The 18,951-nt window shown below is 67.7% G+C and carries 20 protein-coding genes; 12 read left to right on the top strand and 8 right to left on the bottom strand.

Features of this window, described 5'->3' with window-relative positions; genetic code table 11:
- The first annotated feature begins 86 nt into the window (after positions 1-86).
- A complete protein-coding gene (locus tag LT948_RS12580) occupies positions 87-665 on the top strand; it encodes a DUF2780 domain-containing protein (protein WP_003084725.1) in 579 nt (192 codons plus the stop codon).
- A 197-nt stretch (positions 666-862) separates the two neighbouring features.
- Here LT948_RS12580 and LT948_RS12585 read toward each other — a convergent pair whose 3' ends face one another.
- A complete protein-coding gene (locus tag LT948_RS12585) occupies positions 863-1,750 on the bottom strand; it encodes an acyltransferase (RefSeq protein WP_003084727.1) in 888 nt (295 codons plus the stop codon).
- A gap of 142 nt (positions 1,751-1,892) precedes the next feature.
- Here LT948_RS12585 and rloA2 point away from each other — a divergent pair, with 142 nt between their 5' ends.
- The 6 genes from rloA2 (at position 1,893) to LT948_RS12615 (ending at position 6,595) form a co-directional block, all read left to right on the top strand.
- Entirely contained in the window at positions 1,893-2,402 is a 510-nt protein-coding gene (rloA2, locus tag LT948_RS12590) for a retropepsin-like aspartic peptidase RloA2 (RefSeq protein ID WP_003084733.1), read from the top strand.
- A gap of 84 nt (positions 2,403-2,486) precedes the next feature.
- Positions 2,487-3,176, top strand: coding sequence for a two-component system response regulator CreB (gene creB, locus LT948_RS12595; protein ID WP_023092320.1), 690 nt, complete (start codon positions 2,487-2,489; stop codon positions 3,174-3,176).
- A complete protein-coding gene (creC, locus tag LT948_RS12600) occupies positions 3,176-4,600 on the top strand; it encodes a two-component system sensor histidine kinase CreC (RefSeq protein WP_003084735.1) in 1,425 nt (474 codons plus the stop codon). The genes creB and creC overlap by 1 nt, the downstream gene beginning before the upstream one ends.
- Positions 4,601-4,702: 102 nt before the next feature.
- Positions 4,703-6,061, top strand: coding sequence for a cell envelope integrity protein CreD (creD, locus tag LT948_RS12605; protein WP_023092321.1), 1,359 nt, complete (start codon positions 4,703-4,705; stop codon positions 6,059-6,061).
- Between the two features lie 49 nt (positions 6,062-6,110).
- On the top strand, positions 6,111-6,413 hold the full coding sequence (locus LT948_RS12610) for a hypothetical protein (RefSeq protein WP_003084737.1): 303 nt from the start codon (positions 6,111-6,113) through the stop codon (positions 6,411-6,413).
- Positions 6,410-6,595: a hypothetical protein gene (locus LT948_RS12615; protein WP_023092322.1), complete on the top strand. Its 186-nt coding sequence runs from the start codon at positions 6,410-6,412 to the stop codon at positions 6,593-6,595. The genes LT948_RS12610 and LT948_RS12615 overlap by 4 nt, the downstream gene beginning before the upstream one ends.
- On the opposite strand, the gene LT948_RS12620 is transcribed toward LT948_RS12615, so the two are convergent.
- Both LT948_RS12620 and LT948_RS12625 read right to left on the bottom strand, forming a co-directional pair.
- Positions 6,558-7,178, bottom strand: a complete 621-nt coding sequence (locus tag LT948_RS12620; protein ID WP_023092323.1) for a glutathione S-transferase family protein — start codon at positions 7,176-7,178, stop codon at positions 6,558-6,560. The two genes, LT948_RS12615 and LT948_RS12620, sit on opposite strands and share 38 nt — an antisense overlap.
- A gap of 18 nt (positions 7,179-7,196) precedes the next feature.
- Complete coding sequence (locus LT948_RS12625; protein WP_003111755.1) at positions 7,197-8,147, bottom strand: Vgb family protein; 951 nt, start codon at positions 8,145-8,147, stop codon at positions 7,197-7,199.
- Between the two features lie 85 nt (positions 8,148-8,232).
- Between LT948_RS12625 and LT948_RS12630 the strand changes: the two genes are divergently transcribed.
- Positions 8,233-9,090 carry a PP2C family serine/threonine-protein phosphatase gene (locus tag LT948_RS12630; RefSeq protein ID WP_003084748.1) on the top strand — a complete coding sequence of 286 codons (858 nt, stop codon included), beginning with the start codon at positions 8,233-8,235 and terminating at the stop codon, positions 9,088-9,090.
- A gap of 172 nt (positions 9,091-9,262) precedes the next feature.
- Here LT948_RS12630 and fiuA read toward each other — a convergent pair whose 3' ends face one another.
- From fiuA to LT948_RS12645, 3 genes are all read right to left on the bottom strand, one after another.
- Complete coding sequence (gene fiuA / locus LT948_RS12635; protein ID WP_023092324.1) at positions 9,263-11,656, bottom strand: TonB-dependent ferrichrome receptor FiuA; 2,394 nt, start codon at positions 11,654-11,656, stop codon at positions 9,263-9,265.
- A gap of 103 nt (positions 11,657-11,759) precedes the next feature.
- Entirely contained in the window at positions 11,760-12,731 is a 972-nt protein-coding gene (locus LT948_RS12640) for a FecR domain-containing protein (RefSeq protein ID WP_023092325.1), read from the bottom strand.
- Positions 12,728-13,246 (bottom strand): RNA polymerase sigma factor, encoded by a 519-nt coding sequence (locus LT948_RS12645; protein ID WP_003084762.1) that lies wholly within the window; start codon positions 13,244-13,246, stop codon positions 12,728-12,730. The genes LT948_RS12640 and LT948_RS12645 overlap by 4 nt, the downstream gene beginning before the upstream one ends.
- Before the next feature lie 168 nt (positions 13,247-13,414).
- On the opposite strand from LT948_RS12645, the gene LT948_RS12650 reads away from it, so the two are divergent.
- The 3 genes from LT948_RS12650 (at position 13,415) to LT948_RS12660 (ending at position 15,327) form a co-directional block, all read left to right on the top strand.
- Positions 13,415-14,164 (top strand): glutathione S-transferase family protein, encoded by a 750-nt coding sequence (locus tag LT948_RS12650; protein ID WP_023092327.1) that lies wholly within the window; start codon positions 13,415-13,417, stop codon positions 14,162-14,164.
- Positions 14,165-14,303: 139 nt separating this feature from the next.
- Positions 14,304-14,708 carry a PaaI family thioesterase gene (locus tag LT948_RS12655; protein WP_003084769.1) on the top strand — a complete coding sequence of 135 codons (405 nt, stop codon included), beginning with the start codon at positions 14,304-14,306 and terminating at the stop codon, positions 14,706-14,708.
- 49 nt (positions 14,709-14,757) lie between these two features.
- Positions 14,758-15,327: a TetR/AcrR family transcriptional regulator gene (locus LT948_RS12660; RefSeq protein ID WP_003084771.1), complete on the top strand. Its 570-nt coding sequence runs from the start codon at positions 14,758-14,760 to the stop codon at positions 15,325-15,327.
- A gap of 33 nt (positions 15,328-15,360) precedes the next feature.
- On the opposite strand, the gene LT948_RS12665 is transcribed toward LT948_RS12660, so the two are convergent.
- Positions 15,361-17,088, bottom strand: coding sequence for an NCS1 family nucleobase:cation symporter-1 (locus LT948_RS12665; protein WP_023092328.1), 1,728 nt, complete (start codon positions 17,086-17,088; stop codon positions 15,361-15,363).
- 347 nt (positions 17,089-17,435) lie between these two features.
- Positions 17,436-18,362, bottom strand: coding sequence for a LysR substrate-binding domain-containing protein (locus LT948_RS12670; protein WP_023092329.1), 927 nt, complete (start codon positions 18,360-18,362; stop codon positions 17,436-17,438).
- A gap of 87 nt (positions 18,363-18,449) precedes the next feature.
- Between LT948_RS12670 and LT948_RS12675 the strand changes: the two genes are divergently transcribed.
- Positions 18,450-18,926 carry a GNAT family N-acetyltransferase gene (locus tag LT948_RS12675; protein ID WP_003084777.1) on the top strand — a complete coding sequence of 159 codons (477 nt, stop codon included), beginning with the start codon at positions 18,450-18,452 and terminating at the stop codon, positions 18,924-18,926.
- The last annotated feature ends 25 nt before the right edge of the window (positions 18,927-18,951 follow it).

The following is an 18,951-nucleotide window of genomic DNA, read 5'->3' on the forward strand; positions in this document are numbered from 1 at the left end:
GGAACAAGGCACCGGCCGGCCGGTCGAAATCTCACCCCGGCCTGCGAATGCGGCCGGGGCGTTCGATATCTCATGAGGAATTGCCGATGCGCGTCACCACTCACGCTACCCTGGCCGCGGCCCTGCTGCTCAGCGCCGCCTCCGCGTTCGCCTTCAATCTCGGGGATGCCGCCAAGGCGGTCGCCGGGGCGTCCCAGGGCGACTCCGCCCAGGTAGCCACCACCCCGCAGACCAGCGGTCTGCTCGGCGCACTCACCGGTCAGCTCGGGGTCAGCCAGGAGCAGGCGGTCGGCGGTACCGGCGCCCTGCTCGGCCTGGCCAAGAACCAGTTGGCCGGCAACGATTATTCGCAACTGGTTAAGACCATCCCCGGCCTCGACAAGCTGGCCGGCAACAACGCCCTGGCCGGTCTCGGCGGGCTCGGCAACGTGCTCGGCAAGAGCGGCGGCGACAGCAAGGGCCTCGGTTCGCTGCTCGGCAATGCGGACAGCATGGGCGACGTGAACAAGGCCTTCGGCACCCTGGGCATGGATAGCGGGATGACCGAGAAGTTCGCCCAGGTGCTGGTCGACTACTTCGGCAAGCAGGGCGCCAACAGCGAGCTGCTGGGCAGCCTGAGCAATCTCTGGGGAGTGAGCAAGGCGGGCGGCTCGTCGCTGCTCTGATCTGCCGCCAGCGGATCGGCGGATAACCGCGTTGCGGTTATCCGCCCTACGAAGTGGGTGCGGCGCCCGGGTATTCGCTGCCCGCACCGGTAGGGCGAATAACGCCCTCGGCGTTATCCGCCGCCGCTCCGTGGAAACGGCGGATAACCGCGTTGCGGTTATTCGCCCTACGAGATGGGTGTGCTTCGGCCGGTACTTCAGCGCAGTTGCCGCAAGCGGGCGATGCGTTCGTCCTTTTCTTCCCACATGCGCGAGACCCATTCCTGCACGTACTGGCGGAACACCGGGTCGTTCTCGTAGTCGCCCTGCCACAGGGCGGGATCGATCGGCCGGGTCTGGATGTCGACGATCACCTTCGGCACCCGTCCGCAGAGCAGGTCCCAGAATCCCGGCACCTTGTCGCTCGGGTAGACCACGGTGACGTCGAGCAGGGCGTCCAGCTGCTCGCCCAGCGCGGCGAGGACGAAGGCCACCCCGCCGGCCTTGGGCTTGAGCAGGTGGCGATAGGGCGACTGTTGCTGGGCCTTCTTCTGCTCGCTGAAGCGCGTGCCTTCCAGGTAGTTCACCACGGTCACCGGGATGCGCTTGAACTTCTCGCAGGCGGCCTTGGTGATCTCCAGGTCCTTGCCCTTGAGTTCCGGGTGCTTCTCCAGGAAGGCCTTGGAATAGCGCTTCATGAACGGATACTCCAGCGCCCACCAGGCCAGGCCGAGGAAGGGCACCCAGATCAGCTCCTTCTTGAGGAAGAACTTGAAGTACGGGGTGCGCCGGTTGAACACCTGGATCAAGGCGGGGATGTCGACCCAGGACTGGTGGTTGCTCACCACCAGGTACGAGGTGTCCTGGCGCAGGTCGCCGGCGCCGCGCACGTCCCAGACCGTCGGCGTGCAGGTGGCGAAGATCCACTTGTCGATCTCCGCCCAGGTCTCGGCGATCCACATCACGCCCCTGGAGCAGAGATCCTTCAGGCGCTGGCCGGGGAGCACCAGCTTGAGCAGTGCGATCAGCATCATCGGGCCGATCAGGATCAGCGTGTTGAGAAGCAGCAGAAGGCTGCTGGTCAGGCCGGTCAACAGTTCCCGCATGGTTGGTTTCCCTGTCCTGGGTGTGGGTCGACGCGGCCCATCATACGCATCCGCGCCGCGCCGCCCAAGCCGCCGGCGTGGCGAACGAAACCGCGCCGTGCTAGTCCTATGTGGACCTCGTATCACTTCAGGAGATGCCCGCGTGAAGCGTGCCCTTGCCTTGCTCTCGCTGTTCGCCCTGCCGGTCCTCGCCGCCGAGCCCAACCTCTACGGCCGCTACGAATGGGTCTCCCTGCCGGAGCTGGACCGCACCCTGCAGGCGAAGATGGACACCGGCGCCTACACCTCCTCGCTGTCGGCCAAGGACATCGAGTTGTTCCAGCGCGACGGCGAGGAGTGGGTGCGCTTCCGCCTGGCCACCAAGGAGGCCGATGGCTCGGTGTTCGAGCACAAGCTGGCGCGCATCGGCAAGATCAAGAACCGCGCCGACAACCGCAACGGCGAGGACGAGGATGAGGACCGCCTGAGCGAACGCCCGGTGATCGACCTGCAGGTCTGCCTGGGCGGAGCGATGAAGACCATCGAGGTCAACCTCACCGACCGCAGCGCCTTCAACTATCCGTTCCTGATGGGCACCAAGGGCTTGCGCAAATTCCACGTCGCGGTCGATCCCTCCGAGCGCTTCGTCGCCGACAAGCCCACCTGCAAGTAAGCGTCCTACGCCACCGGCGGCGCGATTGACGCGCGCGCCGGCTTGCGGCACCGTTCCGGCATTCCCGTCAGCCGCCGTCACACCATGCCGCATATCCTGATCGTCGAAGATGAAGCCGCGATTGCCGACACCCTGCTCTACGCCCTGCAGGCCGAAGGCTTCGCCACCACCTGGGTGACCCTCGCCGGCGAGGCGCTGGCGTTGCAGGAGCGCCAGCCGGCGGACCTGCTGATCCTCGACGTCGGTCTGCCGGACATCAGCGGTTTCGAGGCCTGCAAGCGCCTGCGGCGGTTCTCCGAGGTGCCGGTGATCTTCCTCACCGCGCGCGATGCCGAGATCGACCGCGTGGTCGGCCTGGAGATCGGCGCCGACGACTACGTGGTCAAGCCGTTCAGCCCGCGCGAGGTGGCGGCTCGGGTCAAGGCCATCCTCAAGCGCATGGCGCCGCGCCCGGCGGCGCTGGAAGGGGTCGCGCCGAGCGGGCCCTTCCAGGTCGACGAGGAGCGCGTGCGGATCCACTACCGCGACACCCCGCTCAACCTCACCCGCCACGAGTTCCGCCTGTTGCAGACGCTGCTCGGGCAGCCCGAGCGGGTATTCAGCCGCGAGCAGTTGCTCGACGCCCTCGGCGTCGCCAGCGAGGCCGGCTACGAGCGCAACATCGACAGCCACATCAAGAGCCTGCGCGCCAAGCTGCGCCAGGTGAACGAACGCGGCGAAGCGATCCAGACCCATCGCGGCCTGGGCTACAGCTACAGCCCGGACCACGCCTGATGCCGCTCGGCGTTCGGATCTTCCTGGTCTACTTCCTGTTCGTCGGTCTCACCGGCTACTTCGTGCTGAGCACGGTGATGGACGAAGTGCGCCCCGGCGTGCGCCAGTCCACCGAGGAAACCCTGGTGGACACCGCCAACCTGCTCGCCGAGATCCTCCGCCAGGACGTGAAGAACGGCACCCTGGCGCAGAGCGACCTGCCGGAGATGCTCGAGGACTACGGCAAGCGGGTGCCGCAGGCGGATATCTGGGGCTTGCGCAAGGAGGCGGTGAACCACCGCATCTACGTCACCGACGCCAGCGGCAAGGTGCTGCTGGACTCCGCCGGGGTGGCCGTCGGCCAGGACTATTCGCGCTGGAACGACGTCTACCTGACCCTCCGTGGCCAGTACGGCGCGCGCTCCAGCCGCGAAGACCCGGACGACCCGGATTCCTCGGTGATGTACGTGGCGGCGCCGATCAAGGATGCCGGGAAGATCATCGGGGTGGTTTCGGTGGCCAAGCCGAACAGCAGCCTGCAACCCTACATCGACCGCTCGCAGCGGCGCCTGGCCTGGCTCGGTGCCGGGCTGATCGCCCTCGGGCTGCTGGTCGGCGGCCTGCTCTCCTGGTGGCTCAGCGGCGCGCTGCGGCGCCTCACCCAGTACGCACAGGCGGTCAGCGAGGGGCGCCGCGCCGAGCTGCCGCGCTATCGCGGCGGCGAGATGGCGCAACTGGCCGACGCGGTGGAGCGCATGCGCACGCAATTGGAGGGCAAGGACTACGTCGAGCGCTACGTGCATACCCTGACCCACGAATTGAAGAGCCCGCTGGCGGCGATCCGTGGCGCCGCCGAGTTGCTCGACGGCGAGATGCCGGCCGAACAGCGGGCGCGCTTCGTCGGCAACATCGCCGGCGAGAGCGAGCGCCTGCAACAACTGATCGAGCGCCTGCTGAGTCTGGCCCAGGTGGAGCAGCGGCAAGGCCTGGAGGAGGTCGGCAAGGTCGACCTGCGGGAGATCGCCGCGTCCTTGCTGGAAGGCCAGGCGGCGCGTATCCAGCGCCAGCGATTGCGGGTGGAGAACCGCCTGGAAGGTCCCTGCGAGGTTCGCGGCGAGCAGTTCCTGCTGCGCCAGGCGCTGGCCAACCTGCTCGACAACGCCCTCGACTTCACCCCGCCCGGCGGCATCCTTCGCCTGCTCGCCGAGGCCGACGGCGAGGGTATCGCCCTGCGCCTGTTCAACCAGGGGCCGGCGATTCCCGACTACGCCCTGGCGCGCCTCACCGAACGCTTCTACTCGCTGCCGCGCCCGGCCAGCGGGCGCAAGAGCACCGGGCTGGGACTGAACTTCGTCGCCGAGGTGGCGCAACTGCATGGCGGCCGGTTGCAGGTCGGCAACCGCGACGACGGCGTCGAGGCGCTGCTCTGGCTGCCGCGCGGCTGAGGCGTCTCCACGGAAACTCCATCAACTCTCCACACGGCGACCCGAAGCCCGCCATCGCGGCGCCGCAGACTTTCCGCCATCACCCCGACGGAGAGTCCCCCCATGAACCGCACGCTGGCCTACAAGCTCGGCGCCATCGCCCTACTCATCCTGCTATTGCTGATTCCCCTGTTGATGATCGACGGCCTGATCCGTGATCGCCAGGAGGTTCGTGACGGCGTGCTGCAGGATATCGCCCGCAGCTCCAGCTACAGCCAGCGCCTCACCGGCCCGCTGCTGGTGGTGCCGTACCGCAGGACGGTGCGCGAGTGGGTCACCGAGGAGAAGACCGAGAAGCGCGTGTTGCAGGAGCGCGAGCAGCGCGGCGAGCTGTACTTCCTGCCCGACCGCTTCGCCCTCGACGGGCAGATGCGCACCGAGCTGCGCTACCGTGGCATCTACCAGGCGCGCCTGTACCACGTCGACAACAAGGTCGCCGGCTACTTCCAGGTGCCTGCGCACTATGGCATCGAAGAAGACCTGGAGGACTACCAGTTCGAAACGCCGTTCCTGGCGATGGGCATCAGCGACATCCGTGGCATCGAGAATGCCCTGCGCCTGTCCCTCAACGGTGCCAGCGTCGACTTCGAACCGGGTAGCCGGGTCGGCCTGCTCGGCAGCGGTGTGCACGCACCGCTGCAAGGCGTCGACGGGCGCCAGGCGCAGCGCCTGGAGTACGCCTTCGACCTGTCGTTGCTCGGCAGCGAGCGGCTGGACATCGTGCCGGTGGGCCGCGACAGCCAGGTCATCCTGAAGGCCGACTGGCCGCACCCGAGCTTCGGCGGCGAGTTCCTGCCCAGCGAGCGGGAGATCACCGCCCAGGGCTTCACCGCGCGCTGGCAGACCAGCTTCTTCGCCACCAACATGGAAGAGGCGCTGCGCAGTTGCGTGGAGGAGCAGCGCTGCGACGGTTTCCAGGCGCGCGCCTTCGGCGTCGGCCTGGTCGATCCGGTGGACCAGTACCTGAAGGCCGACCGCGCGATCAAGTACGCGCTGCTGTTCATCACCCTGACCTTCGCCGGCTTCTTCCTCTTCGAGGTGCTCAAGCGCCTGGCGGTACACCCGATCCAGTACGCGCTGGTCGGCCTGGCGCTGGCGTTCTTCTACCTGCTGCTGCTGTCGCTGGCCGAGCATGTCGGCTTCGAGCTGGCCTACCTGGTCTCCGCCGGAGCCTGCGTCGGCCTGATCGGCTTCTACCTGTGCTTCGTCTTGCGCAGCGTGGCCCGAGGACTGGGCTTCAGCGCCGGCCTGGCAGGGCTGTACGGCCTGCTCTACGGCTTGCTGAGCGCGGAGGACTACGCCTTGCTGATGGGCTCGCTGCTGCTGTTCGCGGTGCTTGCCGCGGTGATGGTGCTGACCCGCCGCCTGGACTGGTACGGGGTCGGCCGCAAGGACCTCCCGGCGGTACCCGCCAGGGCCTGACGACGAGGGCGGCGGCGCCGGCCGCCGCCGATTTCCAAGGAGGAAAAGCATGCGCCTGTTCTTCGAGTTCACCCTCTGTGCCGCCCTCGGCCTGCTGGTCAGCGGCGTGATCCTGATCTTTCTGCTGTTCTTCGGCAAGTTCGGCCTGATCGAGTACTGGATCGCCAGCGGCAAGCCCCTGGCCCACGCCATGCTGGTGCTGATGCCGGACGGATTCTGGGAAGGCCTCAGCGGCATCGAGGGCGCCGCCGGCAATCCGCACGTGCGCTCCTTCCTGGAGCTTTGCATGGGGCTCGGACAGAGCGCGCTGTTGCTGGGCCTGCTGCTGTTCCGCCTGGTGTGCTGGAAATGAACGGCTATGTCGGCCTGCGCGACGACCGTCGCGACGGCGAGCGCCTGGCGATGCGGATCGGCCTGCTGTTCCCCGGCCCCTCGGCGGCCTGGCTGCAACGCGCCGAACGTCTGCGGCGGCAGCAGGCGTCGGCGGGCCTCGGGGTCAGGCGCGGGTGGCCTGCATCGACGGGCGCTGGCTGACTTCGGCGAACCAGGCGGCGAGTCGCGGGTAGCGGCCGCGCCAGTCCCACTCCGGCTGGCGCAGGTCGAGATAGCCCAGGGCGCAGGCGACGCCGATGGCGGCGATGTCGAAGCGCGCCTGCAGTTCGGCGATGCAGTCGCTCTCCAGCCATGCCAGGGACCGCGCGATCTTTTCCCGCTGTGCCTCGAGCCAGGCGTCCCAGCGCTTCTCCTCGGGGCGGACGAAGGTCTCGTAGCGGGTCAGCACCGCGGCGTCGAGGACGGCGTCCGCCAGCGAGGCGATGGTCAGGCGTCGCCAGCGGGCGCTGCCTTCGCGGGGGATCAGCGGTTCGCCGACGTGCTGCTGGTCGAAGTAGTCGCAGATCACCCGGCTGTCGTGCAGCACCTGGCCGTCCGGCAGGCGCAGGGCGGGAATCTTGCCGGCCGGGTTGCTGGCGTTGAGCTGCCGGATGGGCGCGACCGGCGTCGGCGTGACTTCCTCGAGCGCCACGCGCTCGCGTTGGCTGGTTTCGTGGAGCAGGACCAGGACCTTGCGCACGAAGGGCGAGGCGGCGGCGTAGAACAGCGTATGGGTAGCGCTCATGCGGGCTCCTTGGAAGGATCAGTCGCGGACGACGCGCAGACGATCGGCGGCAGGCTCGGCGCTCCAGGTTTCTCCGGGGCGACCGCCGAGCAGGGCGTTGCCGGGCGCCGGCCGGTCGCTGGGCAGGACGCGGAATGTCGCCTGCTCACTGTCGAAACGCAAGAGCGCCCCGCTGGCGGCGTCGTGCAGCCAGACACGGTCCATGGCGTCGACCCGCAGGCTGTCCGGGCGGGCCTGGCTGTCCGGCAGCGGCCAGCTCTGCCACGAGGCATCGCTGGGATCGTAGCGGTACAGCCGGGCGCCACCGCTGTCGCTGGCCCAGAGCCTGCCGATGGAGTCGGCGCCGATCCCGCGCAAGGCCTTCGTGCCTTCAGGCGCGGGCAACCGCTCGGCGCTGCCGTCGAGCGGATCGACATGCACCAGCGCGTCGTCCTGCGCGTACCAGACCTCGCCGTCCGGGGTGACGCAGATGCCGTTCGCCGCCTTGCCCTGGGGCGAGGGCCAGACCTCCACCAGGCGCCTGGCTGGGTCGAGGCGACCGTGGAAGCCGCGGCTGCCGGTGAACCAGAGGCGCCCGTCGTCGTCGAATACCGCGGACTCGAGCCCGGCCGGCGCGGCCTTGGCCGGTAGCGGGAAACGTTCGCTGCCCAGGCGCTCGCCGCCGATGCGAAGGATGGCGTTGAGGCCACTGTCGAGCACCCAGGCGTTGCCGCTCTCGTCGCTGACGATGGCTCGCGGCCGCGCGCCTTCGCCGAGCGGCACCTGCACGCTCTCGCCACTGGTCGGGTCGAGGCGCCCCAGCGAATGCCCGCCGTCCGCGCCGTACCAGACCGCACCCTGTGCACTGGGCGCGACCGCGTAGGGCGCGGAGCCCTTGTCCAGCGGGTAGTACTGTTCGCCGGCCAGGGCGGCGCCGGTCGACGACAGGGCCAGGAGCAGGCCCAGCAGCGGGTAGGGCAGGTGACGCATACGGTTCTCCCGGAACGACGAGCGGAACGTGGAAAGGCTCTGTCTTGCTATTCTGGCAGCGCATTGAGCATAGGAGGAACTGCGAATGGCCACAGTGGAAATACTCGGGGCGGAATGCCGCGCGGGGGGCGCGGTGAACGACGATGCGCTGGGCTGCACGGCGCAGGCCGCCTGGGTGATCGACGGTGCCACCAGCATCGGTCGCAGCGTGCTGGGCGTGGAAAGCGACGCGCGCTGGCTGGCCCAGGCGGTGGACCGGCACCTGCGGTTGCTGCTGGAAGTCGAGCCCGAGCAATCCAGCGAGACCCTGCTGCGGCGCCTGCTCAACGATATCCAGGGCGACTTCCGCGCCCAGAGCGGCCGCGACTGGCACGACCTCGAAGACATGCCGGCGGCCTGCCTGAGCCTGCTGCGGATTCGCGGCGGAGAAATCGAACTGCTCAACATCGGCGACAGCCGGATTCTCGTCGAAGGCGCCGACGGCCAGGTACGCAGCTTCGGCGATTCGGCCCTGTACGAACTGGATCGGCAATCCCTGGCGCATTTCTGCCGGATGCGCGAGGAACATCCGCAGTGGGATCACGCCGAACTGTTCAAGGCCAGCCGCCCGCGCGTGCGGCAGAACCGCCTGCTGATGAACAAGCCCGAGGGCTACTGGGCGCTGGACATCAGCGACCGCTGGCTCGGCCAGGTGCAGCGCGAGACCTTGCCGCTCGCCGCGTTGCGTTCCTTCGTGCTGATGACCGACGGCTTCGACCGGCTGGTCGAGCCTTTCCGCCGCTATACCGACGAACAGTTGCTGCGGCGCCTCGAGGACGTCGGAGTGAGCGCCATGCTCGACGAGTTGCGCGAGATCGAACAGGGCGACGACCAGGCCCTGGCTTTCCCGCGTTTCAAGATCCACGACGACGCCAGCGCGCTGTGGGGTCGGATCGCGGGGTGAACGACGATCTCCGGCGCCCGGAATGCAGGTCCTCCCCGATGCGCCGGCTACCGATATCCCGGCCCTCTCCCACAGGCGGGAGGAGGGCATCCGGTGCCCGGAAGGTACGTTCTGCGGTAGGGCGGATAACCGCGAAGCGGTTATCCGCCGTTGCGCACCTGTGACGCGTCGCTTACCACTTGTAGCTGACGCTGCCCACCACGCTGCGCTGGTCGCCGTAGTAGCAGTAGTAGCCGTCGCAGGACGCCAGGTAGTCCTTGTTGAACAGATTGTTGGCATTGACCGCCACGCTGACGCCTTTCAGGCTGCCGTTCAATTGGCCCAGGTCGTAGCGCACGGCGGCGTCGTACAGGGTGTACGAGCCGGCGTAGCCGTCGTAGGTGTTGGCCTGGTCGCCGTAGGTCGAGCCTACGTAGCGGGCGCCGGCACCCACGCTGAAACCGTTCAGCGCCCCCTCGTGCCAGGTGTAGTCGGCCCATAGCGAGGCCTGGTTGCGCGGCGCCTGTTGCAGGCGGTTGCCTGCGTACTGGCCTTTTTTCACTTCGGTGTCGGTGTAGCTATAGGCGCCGATCATCTTCAGGTTGTCGGTGACGTTGCTGGTGGCTTCCAGCTCTATCCCGGAGACCTTCACTTCGCCCGTCTGCGAAGTGACCGGCGTGCCGCCTATGTTCTGCGACACGCTGACGTTCTCCTGGCGCAGGTCATAGACCGCGGCGGTGAACAGCGAGTCGGAGCCCACCGGCTGGTACTTCACACCGATTTCCCATTGCTTGCCTTCGGTCGGCTTCAGCGAACTGGTGCTGTTCATATCGGCGCCAGTGGTGGGCTGGAACGACTCCGCATAGGAGATGTAGGGCGCCACGCCATTGTCGAAGATGTAGCTGAGCGCCGCGTTGCCGCTGAACTTCTTGTCGCGGCTGGTATTGGTGGCGTCGCCCTTGTTGTAGAAGGTGGCCCCGGTGTGCACCCAGTCCTCGCGACCGCCGAGGGTCAGGCGCCAGTTGTCGAGGGCGATCTGGTCCTGGACGTAGAGGCCGGTCTGGTAGGTCTTCTGCTTGTAGTCGTAGAAGGCCGTCGAACGATCCGGTTTGACGATCGGCTGGCCGTAGATCGGGTTGTTGACGTTGCTCGGCGGCGCGCTGCCAAAGATTGATGTGTATTGATTGTCGGTGCGGTTGTGATCCAGGCCTAGCAGCAGGGTGTGGCGCAGGGCGCCTGTTTCGAAGTCGGCCTGGAAGTTGTTATCTACTACGAACTGACTGACGTCTTCATCCACCGAGGTGGTGCTGCGTTCCAGTGTGCCGTCGGCATGAGCTGTGCCCGCTGTAACCGCCTGGAACGACAGGTCGTTGCGCAGGTAGCGCAGGTTCTGGCGGAACTGCCAGACATCGTTGATCCGCCGCTCGAAGGCGTAGCCCAGCCAGTAGTAGGTGCGGTCGTAGTATTCCCAGTCCGGATCGCCGAGGTTCTTGTGGTGGGAAACCTTGCCGAACGGCGCGTCGTACTTGGTTCCGCGCAGCGGCAGGAACTGGCTGGTGATGCCGGTATCGTCGCGGTTGAACTGGCCGAGGAAGGTCAGCCTGGTGTCGTCGTCGATGTTCCAGGTCAGGCTCGGGGCTATGTTGTAGCGCTTGTCGTCGATATGGTCGACCTGGGTGTTGCTGTCGCGCACCACGCCGGAGACGCGATAGAGAAAGCGTCCCTCGTCGTCGAGCGGGCCGGTGCTGTCGAAGCTGACCTGCTTGTGGTTGTAGTTGCCGACCTCGGCCTTCACCTCGTGACTGGTGACGTTCTGCGGACGCAGGCTGACCATGTCGAGCATGCCGCCGGGCGGGGTCTGGCCGTAGACCGAGGAGGCCGGGCCGCGCAACAGGGCGACACGCTCCAGGTTCCAGGTTTCCAGCTTCGGGTTGTTGTAGACGCCGACCGCCATCGGCAGGCCGTCGAGGAACTGGGTCGGCTTGAAGCCGCGCACCTTCAACCAGTCGGAGCGGGTGTCGCTGCCGAAGCTGCTGGCGACGACGCCGGGCATGTAGCGCACCGCGTCGTCGAGGTTGTGCACGGCGCGGTCGGTCATCTGCTGGCGGGTCGCCACCGAGATCGAGCGCGGGGTCTCGAGGATCGGCGTATCGGTCTTGGTCCCGGTCATGCTGCGCTTGGCCACGTAGCCGCTGGTCGGCCCCAGTGGGTCTTCCTCGGCGCCGCTGACCGTCATCGCCTGCAACGACAGGGTGTCTTCCGGCACCTTGCGCAGGCTGTAGGTGCCGCCGGCATTTTCCACCAGCTCCAGGCCGCTGCCCTTGAGCGCTTCGCGCAATGCGCCGGGCGCGTCGAAGCGACCTTGTACGGCGTGGGCGCTGCGTCCTTCGGCGAGCGCCGGGTCCAGGGTGAGGACCAGGCCGGCCTGGGCCGCGATGCGGTTCAGGGTGCCTGCCAGCGGCCCGGCGGCGATGCGGTAGTCGCGCACGCTGGCCTGTTCGGCCGGGGCTGCGTGGAGGAACGGTGCGGGAACGGCGAGGGCGATGGCTAGGGCGAGCAGGCCGGGACGGAACGTCGGGCGGGGCATGTGCGGGGCTCCTGGATGGAAACGAGTCTCAATGCCTCCTTGCCGGACGAGTTGGAAAAAGTGATAGGGCCGGCGGGAAAAATTTTTCGCCGGCCCGTTCGGTTCAGCGTGGCACCACTTCGAACCACCAGGCGTTGTGTCTCACGCTGCGCACCGGCAGGCTCGGCTCCAAAGCCTGAAGGGCGAGGCGGGTGTCCTTCAGCGGGAAACTGCCGGTGACGCGCAGGTCGGCGATGCTCGGGTCGACCTGCAGCAGCGCCGGCGAATAGCGCCCCAGTTCCGCCACCAGGTCGGCCAGCCGGGCGTTCTCCACCACCAGCATGCCTTGTGCCCAGGCGCCGGCCAGGGCGGGGGCCGCTTCGCTGGCCTGCAGGCCTTGCGGCAGGATCAGCACCTGCTGGCCTTCCTTGATCACACGCTCTTCGCTGAGCGTTTCCGCGCGCGCGGCCACCGCCGACTGCAACACGGTGAGGCGCGTGCCGGGTTCCTCGCGGCGCACCAGGAAGCGCGTGCCGAGGGCGCGCATGTCGCCATCGGCGCTGCTGACCACGAAGGGGCGCGGGTCGCCATGGGCGGTTTCCACCAGGATCTCGCCGGCCAGTAGCACGACCTGGCGGCGTTCGCCGTCGAAGCGGACGTCGATGGCGCTGCGGCTGTTCAGGCGCACATGGGTGGCATCCGGGAGGGTCAGCTCGCGCTGCTCGCCGGTGGCGCTGTAGGCATCGGCCAGCAGGTAGCGGACCGGGACGTAGCGGTTGGCCACGCCGAGCCCGACGCCCAGCGCCAGCACTAGCCCCAGGGCGCTGCCGCCGAGCCGGCGCAGGCGGCGCTTGAAGCGTGCGTTGCCGGACAGCAGGGCGTTGCGTGCCGGCCCGTTGGCGGCTCTCGCCAGGTGCCGGTCGAGGCCGCCGAGCTGTTCCCAGGCGCGTTCGTGTTCGGGATGCGCCGCGTACCAGCGGTGGAAGGCGCGGTGATCGTCGGGATGGGCTTCGCCGGAGTCGAGCAGCAATTGCCAGGCGATGGCTTCGTCGAGCACCCGCGCGCGTACCGGCGAATGACGATCGTCGGCGTTCACCGGGGCTCTCCGTAGAGGGCGATGTAGCACTGGCGCAGGCCCTGGGCCAGGTATTGGCGCACGCGCGGCACCGAGACTCCGAGACGCTCGGCGATCTCCGCGTGGGGCATGCCGTCCAGGCGGCTATAGAGAAACGCGCTGCGCGCCTTCAGCGACAGCGTGCCAAGCAGGCGATCAATCTCGCGGAGATCCTCGAGAATCAGGTACTGCTCTTCGGCCGAAGGCTGCTCCGCTTCCGGAACCAGCGCCAGTTCGGCGAGATAGGCCTGCTCAAGGGCGGCGCGGCGGAAGTGGTCGATCATCAGGCCGCGCGCCACCTTCGCCAGGAACGCGCGCGGTTCGCGCAGGCCGGGCAGCTCCGGGCGGCCGAGGAGGCGAACGAAGGTATCCTGGCTGAGGTCTTCGGCGCGCTGGCGGCAGCCGAGGTTGCGGTTCAGCCAGGCAAGCAGCCAGCCGCGGTGGTCCCGGTACAGGCTACCCACGAATTCGCTGTTGCTGACGTCACCCGCCGACACGGCCGCTCCCCATCCCGAAACGGGATTGAATGGAAAAACGAGAATTATTCGCAAATGATCGCAAAGTGCGACTATCCCTGCAATTGGCGTCCGTCGGGAAGCCACTTGAGTCGTCCCACCGGTTTGCCGGAGGATCGGCGTTCCCATAACAAGAACAGGAGTCTTGCCGTGGCCGAACCTTTGCTGATCATCGGTTCCTATCTGTCCCCCTATGTGCGCAAGGTGCTGGTGCTGCTGGAACTGAAAGGCATCGCCTACCGCATCGACCCCATCGTGCCGTTCTTCGGCGACGAGGCCTTCGAGCGCCTCAGTCCGTTGCGCCAGATTCCGGTGCTGGTGGACGGTGACTTCGTCCTCAACGATTCCAGCGTGATCTGCCAGTACCTGGAGGAGCGCTACCCGCAGCCGAGCCTGTATCCCACCGACATCGGCCAGCGCGCCCAGGCCCGCTGGCTGGAGGAGTACGCCGATTCGCGGCTGGGCCAGGTGATCATCTGGCAGTTGTTCCACCAGTTGGTGATCAACCGCGGCATCTGGCAGCGCGAACCCGACCAGGCGATCCTGCAACGCACCTACGACGAAGACCTGCCATCGATCTGCAACTACCTGGAAGGGCGGGTCCCGCCAAGCGGCTGGCTGTGCGGCGAGCTGTCCATCGCCGATGTCGCCGTCGCCTGCCTGTTCCGCAATGCCCAGTTGGCGCGCTACCAGGTCGACGGCGAGCGCTGGCCGCGCCTGGCGCGCCTGTTGGCTGACGCTTTCGCCCTGCCGGCCTTCCAGCATCTGGCGCGTTTCGAGAAGGCCACCGCGCAGACCCCGGTCGCCGAACAGCGCCAGGCGCTGCGCGAGGCCGGCGCGCCGCTCAGCGCGACCAGCCACGCCCGCGAGCGGCCGGTGCGCGGTCCGATGAGCCGCTGAGAGGGAGTGCGGGCGGCGCCCAGGGCGCCGTCCTGATGAAGCGCCATTCAGCGCCTCGATAAGACCTTCGCGGCGCTGGTGGATCCAGCGTCCGGGCATATTTTATATAGACCAGTCTATATAAAACGGAGGCCGCACCGTGATGAACGTCCCCGAAGGGTTCCAGCCGCTGTTCCGCAGCAGTCCGTTGCTCGACCTGCTCGGTCCTTTCTTCTGCCGGCACGACGCCCAGCGCCAGTTGGTGGTTGCGCTGCGCATCGACGAAAAGCACTGCAACCACGGTGGCACCGCCCACGGCGGCCTGCTCTCGACCCTGGCCGACGTTGGCCTCGGCTACGCCATGGCGTTCTCCCGCGAACCGCCGCAGCCGATGGTCACCGTCGGCCTGCGCCTGGACTTCTGCGGGGTCGCGCGGGTCGGCGACTGGCTGGAGGTGCATACCCGGGTCGACAAGCTCGGCCAGCGCATGGCCTTCGCCTCGGCCCGGCTGCACAGCGGCGAGCGCCTGGTGGCCAGCGCCAGCGGCGTGTTTCATCTGCCCTGAGGCTCGGGCATGCTTGCCCGGTCGTCTGCCGTGAGTTGGGGAGTCAGGTTTGCCGAAGAAGTCCAATGCCGCCGAACGGATCGTCCATGCCACCGCCTCGCTGCTGGCCAGCCGCGGGTATTTCGGCACCGGGCTGAGCGACATCATTGCTCGCGCCGAGGCGCCGAAAGGCTCGCTCTATCACTATTTCCCCGAGGGCAAGCCGCAGATCGCCAGCGCCGCGATCGGCTTCGTCGCCGACGAGGTGGCATCCTTCCTCGACCGCGCCGGGACCCAGGCCCCCCATGCGCGCAACGTCCTCCGCCAGTTCACCGCGACCCTGCGTGGCTGGCTGGAGCATTCGCGTTTCGAAGAGGCCTGTCCGGTGCTTTCCACCAGCCTGAGCATCGACGCCGAGCTGGCCCCGGTGCACGCTGAATGCCGCCGGGCGCTCCGCGCCTGGCACGCCAGCATCGAGCGTGCGTTGCGCGCCGACGGACTGGCGGAAAAGCTCGCCGCCTCGCGCGCCTGGCTGATCCTCGCGGCGCTGGAGGGGGCGGTCGCGGTGGCCCGCGTCGAGCGGTCGTTCCAGGCGCTGGATGCGATCGAGGAAGAATTGCAGGCGCTACTGCCGGCCTAGGCGGGTGTCGCGCCCAGGCCGGCCAGGTATCCGTCAGTGCTGCACGCTGTCCACCGCGATCGCTTCGCCGGAAACTTCGCGGTAGGCCGTGCGGCGCTTGGCCAGGGCGTAGTGGATCAGGCCGGCCAGGCCGGCGCCGAAGAACCAGGAGAACGGCGATAGCTCGGCGAATGCCGGCAACAATGCCAGCAGGGTGGAGATGATCGCCGCCGGGACGAACGCGGCGATGGCCCGCGGGTTCACCCCTCGCGCGTAGTGATAGGCGCCGGCGCGGCTTTCGGTGTACAGCTCCGGCAGGTTCACCCGGCCTTTCCGCACCAGGTAGTAGTCGACCATGATGATCCCGTACAGCGGGCCGAGCAGCGCGCCGAGGCCGCCGAGGAAGTAGAGGATCACCCCGGGGCTGTTGTACAGGTGCCAGGGCAGGATCAGCACCGCGATGGTCGCGCTGATCAGCCCGGCGCGGCGGAAGTTCAGCAGGTTCGGCGCCAGGTTGGTGAGTACGTAGGCCGGGGCGACGAAGTTGGCCATGATGTTCACCGCCACGGTGACGATCAGCAGCGCCAGGCTGGCCAGCACCAGGAATAGGGTGTCGGGGATCGCGGCGACGATGTCGGTGGGGCTCTGGATGAGCTGGCCGTCGATCCTGAACTGGGCGCCGGCGAGGACCACCGCGAACAGGCCGAACAGCAGGATGTTCACCGGCAGCCCCCAGAAGTTGCCGACGCTGATGGTGCGCCGGTCCGGGCAGCCGCGGGCGAAGTCGCAGAAGTTCAGGATCATGGTGCCGTACAGGGTCACCCAGAACGCCGCGCCGCCGAAGATCTTCAACCACATCTGCGAACCGCTCATGGGTTCGCCGCTGGACCAGGCGATGGAGGCGCCGGCGCGCAGGTACATCCAGGCGGCGAGGGCGGCGACGGTGAGCAGGATCACCGGTCCGGCGAAGGATTCGTAGCGACGCACCATCTCCATGCCGTAGGCGAAGATCAGCAGTTGCACGCACCAGATGGCGACGAAGGTCGTCCAGCCCAAGCTCGACAGGCCGAGGATGGCGTCCTGGTCGTAGGCTGCGAGCCCCGGCCAGATCGCCGTCAGCAGCACGCGCAGGACGATGGAGGCGAGATAGGTCTGGATGCCGAACCAAGCGATGGCGATCACCGCGCGGATAAGCGCGGGGAGTTGTGCGCCGTGGATGCCGAAGGCGATGCGGCACATCACCGGGTAGGGCAGCCCGGTCTTCTGGCCCATGTAGCCGGACAGGTTCATCAGCCCGTAGACCATCAGCGCGCCCAGGGCCAGCGCGGCGAGGATCTGCGCGCCGCTCATGCCGAGGGCGAAGAGGCCGATGGCGAAGGAGTAGTTGGCGATGTTGTGCACGTCGTTGGTCCACAGCGCGAACAGGCTGTAGCGTCCCCAGCGGCGCCCTTCGGCCTTGGTCGGGGCGAGATCGGCGCTGTACAGGCGCGGGCTCAGCGGCGGCAGTTCGTGGCCGGCGTGATGGCTGGCGCGGGGCAGGCAATCGAGACTGGCGGGAGTGCCGAGGTCCAGGCGCGCCGCCGAGAACTCCGCTGCGCGCAGCCCGGCGCGTGGCAGGCAGTCGAGACTGGCCGGAGTGCCCAGGTCGAGCAGCGAGGCGGAGAACTCCGCGCTCCGCTGACCGGCGCGCGGCAGGCTGTCGAGGCTTTCCAGGGTGCCGAGGTCGAGCAGCGAGGGAGAAAACTCGCGGGGCGAGGCGGGCGGCTTCGGGGTGCTGGACATGGCGGTCTCCTCCGGCAGTCGGAAGAACTCGGCGCGAGGTCGGGTTCGTCTGTTGTTTTTGTATACAAGAATTTCGAATATTTAAGCCAGTTGTGTGCCAACCGATTCTCGATCGAATTTTCCGCGCTCTGCGGAAACCGGCCTTTCGGCGGCAAGCCCCTGAAACCGCTTGGGAAAAAGCTGTCGCTTCGATCAGGTAAGAATTTCGAACCGATTCATAGGCTTATGCGGACGGACGAGGGAGAGGGGAAAAAAGCGGGACGCCAGGAGGCCGTATTGGGAAAATTGTGCACAATAATTGTGCCCAGTGTTACCGCCGCGCCCGTCGACGGTGCGCGGCGCGAAGCTCAGCCCGTCCGGGAAATATCCAGGCCCTTCAACTGCCCGATCATCCACGCATGGGCGTCACGCCCGACATGCTGGACGTGGCTGTAGAGCCGCAGCACGTAGGGCGGAATGTCGAACGGCGCGGGATACAGGGCGAGGCCGGCGGCTTCCGCCAGTGCCTGTGCGGCATGTCGGGGAGCGGTGAGCAGGAAATCGGTGGAGCCTGCCAGGAACAGCGCCGCCAGCACCGTCGGCAGTTGCACCACCACTTCGCGACGCAGGCCGGAGCGGGCCAGCAGCCGGTCGATCACCCCACTGTCCTCGTTCCACGGCGTCACCACCGCATGCCGTTCGGCCAGGTAGCCCTCCAGCGTCGGCGCCCCGGCGAGGCGCGGGTGGTCGCGCCGCGCCACCACCACGTAGCGGTCGGCGAACCAGTCATGGGCCTGGATGCCTTCGGGCAGGCGCTCGTGTTCCTCGTCGTAGCCGAGGGCGAAATCGATCCGCCCGCTGGCCAGGGCCTCTACCGACAGCTTGCGTTCCGCGTTGACCAGGCGCAGGCGCACTCCGGGCGCGCTGTGCTGCAGGCGGTTCATCAGCGGCGGAAGCAGGGCGAAGGCGGTGTAGTCGGTGGCGGCGAAGACGAAGGTGCGCTGGCTCTGTCCCGGTACGAACGGCCGCCACTCTTCCAGCCCCTCGCCGAGGGCGCGCAGGGCGGCGGCCACCGCAGCGGCCAGGTGCTCGGCACGCTGGGTCGGCTGCATGCGATTGCCCTGGCGCAGGAACAGTTCGTCGTCCAGCCCCTGGCGCAGGCGCCCCAGCGCATGGCTGAAGGCCGAGGCGCTGATCGCCAGTTCGCTGGCTGCGGTGCCGACGTTGCGGTGGCGATACAGGGCGTCGAAGACAAGCAGGAGGTTGAGATCGAGACGGCGCAGCAGGGGATGCATGTTATTCAGTTGCCGATGAGAAGAATGCACTTCATGCATCTTAGCAGGCGCACTAGGATGGCCGGATCCTCCACCGGAAGGTTGCCCATGACTCTCGAAATCCGTCCCGCCGTACCGGCCGACGCCGAACAGATCCTTGCCTTCATCATTGAACTGGCCGACTACGAGCGCGCCCGCCACGAGGTGGTCACCGATGTCGAAGGCATCCGCCGCAGCCTGTTCGCCGAAGGCTCGCCGACCCGCGCACTGATGTGCCTGAGCGAAGGCCGGCCGATCGGCTATGCGGTGTATTTCTACAGCTACTCGACCTGGCTGGGGCGCAACGGCATCTACCTCGAAGACCTCTACGTCACCCCTGAGTACCGTGGCGTCGGCGCCGGTCGCCGGCTGCTCCGCGAGCTGGCCCGCGAGGCCGTGGCCAACGACTGCGGACGCCTGGAGTGGAGCGTGCTGGACTGGAACCAGCCGGCCATCGACTTCTACCGCTCCATCGGCGCGCTGCCGCAGGACGAGTGGGTGCGCTACCGGCTGGATGGCGAGGCGTTGCGCAAGATGGCGGAGTAGCTGGCGGCAAGCCGGCGTTGATGCC

Origin of the sequence: Pseudomonas sp. CP-1 (assembly GCF_021213715.1) — a bacterium.
GTDB classification, from domain to species: Bacteria; Pseudomonadota; Gammaproteobacteria; order Pseudomonadales; family Pseudomonadaceae; genus Pseudomonas; species Pseudomonas aeruginosa.